This window comes from Streptomyces sp. WM4235, from assembly GCF_001279725.1.
Lineage (GTDB): Bacteria > Actinomycetota > Actinomycetes > Streptomycetales > Streptomycetaceae > Streptomyces.
In genome coordinates, this window is the sequence record NZ_LGDE01000103.1 from 1 (window position 1) to 4685 (window position 4685).

The following is a 4685-nucleotide window of genomic DNA, read 5'->3' on the forward strand; positions in this document are numbered from 1 at the left end:
GTGAGGCGGGGTCCCGTAGGCGTGCGCCATCTGCCCGGCCGTGATCAGTCCGGCCAGTCCGCCCAGGGCCATGCCGATGTGGGTCATCGCCGCCGGCGCGACCGAGGAGTACCGGACGACGTCTTCGTGATGGCCGGCCCCGTCGACTACCGCAGCACACACCTTGCTTCCGCGTCGCTGTACGTCATGGCCGTCCGCGCACGGCGGCTCCGTCCCCGGCCTCTGGGCAACGCCCACCACAACGCTGTCCACCTTCTGCTCGATCGTCTCGGTCATGTCCATCTCCTTCGTCCCGCCACCCGTACGGGCCACCGCCCGCCCCCATACCTATGCCTGCCGGGGAACAAGAGCGGCAGGATGTGGCTACTTCTCACAAAACTGGGGCGGGTGGGACTCCTGGGGCGGGCGGCTGGCGTCAGCCGACCGGCTGCGCCGTACTCAGATGCAGGTGTCGAACATGGTGTTCAGCTGGTCGCGTTCGGCCTCGGTGATGGTGAGCTGGTAGGTGTGCTCGATGTGGGTCCAGGCGCGGGAGTAGGTGCACCAGTAGGCGCGGGACGGGGGGCTCCACTGGTCCGGGCTCTGGTCGCCCTTCGAGCGGTTCGACGCCGCGGAGACCGCGAGGAGCTGCGGGCCCTGGAGGTCGCTGGCGAAGCTCTTCCGCTTGGGGGTGTCCCAGAGATCGGCGCCAGAGCGCCAAGCGTTGGCGAGAGGGACGATGTGGTCGATGTCGATTTGGCTCGCGGCCGTCAGCACCTTGTCGTCGTACGGGCTGAACCAGGTTCCCGACACGGCCCGGCCCTCGTCGTCGCGCAGGATGTCCTGACCGTCGCGGGCCGGGACGACCTCGCGGGTGTCGCACCGCTCGCCCTGCTGGGCCCAGTGCGGGAACTTCGCCCGGGAGTACCCGGCCATCGAATGCGGGGCTTCCACCGTCAACGCGGCCAGCTCGGTCCGTGCGCCCGCCGAGCCCGCTCGGCATCCCGCCTCCTGCGCGTCGGCAGTCAGAGCGCACCGGCCGCGGCGGCGATGGCGTTCTCCTCGCCGGTGCGGACGTGGCTCGCGGTTGCGTTCGCCGTCACCGACAACGTGCGCACCGCCTCTACATCGCGTGCCTCGACTGGCTCGCGAACAGCTGCTCGCGGACCGTGGCCTGTTCCGTTAGCCAGACCTGGGCGCCGACAACAGCAGCACGCGACTGAGCGGGGCCCGGCTCGTCCAGTTCCGTCACGGCAGTGAGCTCGCCGGATGAGTCTGTAAGCACGCGCCGCAAAGGAAGAACCGGCCGATCCACCGGCACACGCGAGTCACCCCGCTTTTCCGGCCGAGCCCCCTGCTGAGGATCCGTGCGGTCGCCCGCCTGGCGGCGCCGCGGAGGCCCTCAAGCCTGCCATACCCTGTCTAGGTGGATGGTGTCTTGGGGGTGCCCTTGATCGAGGTCTGGCCCAGACCGATGACCCAATTACCTTGTTTCTCGCCCATCTGAAGGTAGATGCTGAACTGCTTGCCGCTGCCATCGGTGCCGGTCACATGCACGCTGGCGTAAGTCGGCTCGAACTCTTTGAGCACGTCGATCTTTGTGGTCTTGAGGTCGCGTCCACCGTTCTCGGCGATGATCTTGTCGGCACTCTCCTTCATGCCCGTGCGCCCTGGCACGTCGGGCTCGGTCAGGGCGATGAGCCCTTGGGGGTCGCGGGCGTTCAGCGCGGCGATGTACTGCTCGGCGGTCTGCCGCTCGCTCCTACCGTCCTTCTCGGAGGCGCAGGCGCCGAGCACCGCGCACAGGACGGGAACCGTCAGCAGTGCCAGGGCTTTCTTCACGGCGTGTTTCCCTTTCGGGTCAGGTGCGATGGGCGTACCACGAGGCTCCTGAGGTCTGGGCCCGGATGATGCTCAGCTTCTTGTTGTGCGTGTTGCTGGAGTGGTAGGTCATGTAAAGATCGCCGCCTCCCCTGGCGGTGACGATCATCGTGTGGTTGATGTTTCCGTCGGGGCTCGGATCTGCCCAGTCCACTTGGGCGACGTCGGACGGGAACATGTCCCAGATGTTGGCGATCCGCTGCGTCCTGCCCGAGTGCCGTTGGGCGAACCAGTACCAGTTCTCTGCACCGGCCCAGGTGTAGCTGGTTGACCAGGTAAAGCTTGCGTAGAACCACTTGCTGTTGTCTGCGCGGGAGGAAGGACTGCCTGCTGTGGTGTTCCAGCCGCCGGCTCTCATTGCCTGGGAGATGAAGTTGGTGCAGTCGTTGCCGTAGGAGCGGTAGCCGCCGTTGTAGTCCTTCCAGTACCGATTCGCGTAATCAACCATCTTGTCGTAGCTGTAAGAGGCGGAGAGCGTCGGCTTCGCAGTCTGCGACGACATGCCCGCTGCGGGCAGTTCCGTGCTGCTGGGCGGCTCCTTGGGGCCCTCGTCCTGCGAGTCGGGTGCCGGCTCGCCAGCCGGGCCGGGCTCGTTGATGGGACCGGGATCGCCGATCGGATGGGTTATCTGCGTGGTCGGCTGCAGCGATGAAGGGTCCATCTGCGCCCGGTCACCGGCGAGCTCCCACCCATCCACGGAGCGCGTGAACGTCAGCGTGTGCGGTAGGGAGTACTCCTCGTAGGCGGGCACCCCCTCCTGGGGGTTCGGGTAGTACAGGCGGGCGTCCTCGGTGGCAACAATCGTCGCGGTGTCCCCGCTGATGCTGCTCTCGCCTGGCGTCACGGTCACTTCCGCGCGGGCATACCCTCCGCTGACCTTCTCCAGGGCTCGCCCGTTGTGCTGCAACGCGGTCAGGTCATCTGCCAGATCTTCCGCAGCGGCCGCAGTCATCGCAACGGGCGTCGACGCGAAACGGCTTCGCGATCCCCCCGTGGTGACGGCGTCGGCACGACGCTGGAGATAGGCGTCAGCCATCTGGACCAGACGTGTCAGTTCCGAGGCCGACAGCGCGGCATGTGGCTCCGCGTTCGTGGTGGGAGCGGTGACACCCAACGAAGCCAAAGCCAGGATCGCAGCGCCGGCAGTGCGTAAAGACAGTGTGGTTCCACGCAAAGGGTCCCCCCCCCGGGATCAGGTTCACTGGTTCCCAGCGTGTATACGGCACACCCGGCCCCGGCGGGGATCACGTGAATCATTTGTCCCGTAACCATGACGGATCTGGCTGAATAGCAGAAACCAGGGCAGGTGCCGAGCCCATCCGGTTGGGTCCGGTCTTGGTGAGCGGCAGCGGATCAACCGCCCGTACGGCGAGCCTTCAATGCCCGGATAGTCGTCCACCGCCTTCCGGGCTGTCACCTGGAGCGTTTCCCGGACGTGGACGAGAACCGCGGCAACGGCCTGCGAGTCGTCCAGACCGGCGGACCAGGCAGCGACGTTGGGTGCCGGAGTGCTCCCCGCCGACGCGGGGGTGATCCGTCATTGGGACATTCAGGGATCTGGGCCTCCGTTCCCCGCGCAGCGGGCCGCCGTCCTCGCGCACGCACGCGCGGGTCGTTGGAGATCAGCGGGTTCGTCGACCTGGACGAGGTGGATCCGATCTTCTTCGACAAGACCTAAAGGCTCACCTGATCCACGTGGGCACCCTTTCGGGCCGGGCCATCAGGACCCGTATCCGGCGAGTTATCCGAGAGCGGGTGAAGGTCCCAACTCCCGGTTTCCTCTGACCTTTCGGCCCGCCGGCCTTCGCTTCTTGGATCTTCCTTCTCCCGCCGGGGACTTCAACCTGCCTTGCGGTCGGCCTACCAAGCCGAAGCTTGGACCCCGACGGGGTTTCCACGTTCCGACCAGTAAGACGCGACTGGGGTGGGCGCCCCCTCTACCCCGGAACCAGCGGTGTCCTCCCTCCGGGCTCAGTTACCCGGAGGTCGCTTGGTGCCTTGCAGCACCGGGTCCTGTGACCGCCGCCAGCACGCCATCGGCACGGTCGTATCGTCACGGGGCATCATCAAGGGTTCACCTACGTTCGCCCGTCCAGCCTTCCCCTCACCTGTTGCACCCCGATGGCCGGGACACTCTTGGGCTTGAACGCTCCGCTTCACACCCCGCCGTTACCAGCGACGCATGGGAGCGCGGGGACGGACCCTGGACACTGGCCCGAAGTTAAGCCGATCGATACCTCCTTCACGTGGCTGCCCTTACTTACCTGGAGCGACTTCGTGTCGCACACTGAGCGCGATAATTGGCCTGTCTGGCCAAGTTGGTGCTCAGATCCGCGCCGACGGCCCGACCGAGAGCCGCGCTCTCGGCGAGCAGCAGCGCACCGACCTCCGCTGTCATTGGCTCCGCGTATGGTCTGCGCATGGTTGATCAGAGACCCCCCTTGCCATCGATGACGGCTTCTCCCGGCGGGGCGCCGCGAAGGGAGCCGAAGAGGACCTGGAACTGCTCGAGCGGACGCTGCGCGAAAGGCTGCCCGACGCCATCGGCGCGACGGGGGGAGAGATCACCGCAGTCGAAGCGCGCCTCGGTGTGCAGCTCTCCGACGAGCTCAAGGTGCTCTACCGGGTGGTACGGGCACGCTCGGACGATTTTGGCGAGGATGAGGAGTACGACTACGAGATGGAGTGCCAAGTCAATACGGCGGTGGGCTGCGAGCTCTTTGGCTTGGGGATGGAGGAGGTGGCCGATGAGGCGGCGTATCTCCGCTACGGACAGCGGTATCAGGCCACCGCTGTTTCCCCTTTTGAGAGTTCGTGGGCGCGGA

Annotated in this window: 3 protein-coding genes and 2 pseudogenes; 1 reads left to right on the forward strand and 4 read right to left on the reverse strand. The window is 66.4% G+C overall.

Annotated features, from left to right (window positions below):
• From ADK55_RS10520 to ADK55_RS10535, 4 genes and pseudogenes are all read right to left on the reverse strand, one after another.
• Nucleotides 1-276, reverse strand: a pseudogene (locus ADK55_RS10520) (hypothetical protein); the annotation flags it as partial.
• A gap of 162 nt (nt 277-438) precedes the next feature.
• Entirely contained in the window at nt 439-1008 is a 570-nt protein-coding gene (locus tag ADK55_RS10525) for a GmrSD restriction endonuclease domain-containing protein (RefSeq protein WP_053677335.1), read from the reverse strand.
• Between the two features lie 393 nt (nt 1009-1401).
• Nucleotides 1402-1821 carry a hypothetical protein gene (locus ADK55_RS10530; RefSeq protein WP_053677337.1) on the reverse strand — a complete coding sequence of 140 codons (420 nt, stop codon included), beginning with the start codon at nt 1819-1821 and terminating at the stop codon, nt 1402-1404.
• 19 nt (nt 1822-1840) lie between these two features.
• Nucleotides 1841-2983 (reverse strand): amidase domain-containing protein, encoded by a 1143-nt coding sequence (locus ADK55_RS10535; RefSeq protein ID WP_159041348.1) that lies wholly within the window; start codon nt 2981-2983, stop codon nt 1841-1843.
• A 1467-nt stretch (nt 2984-4450) separates the two neighbouring features.
• Here ADK55_RS10535 and ADK55_RS40695 point away from each other — a divergent pair.
• Nucleotides 4451-4685, forward strand: a pseudogene (locus ADK55_RS40695) (hypothetical protein); the annotation flags it as partial.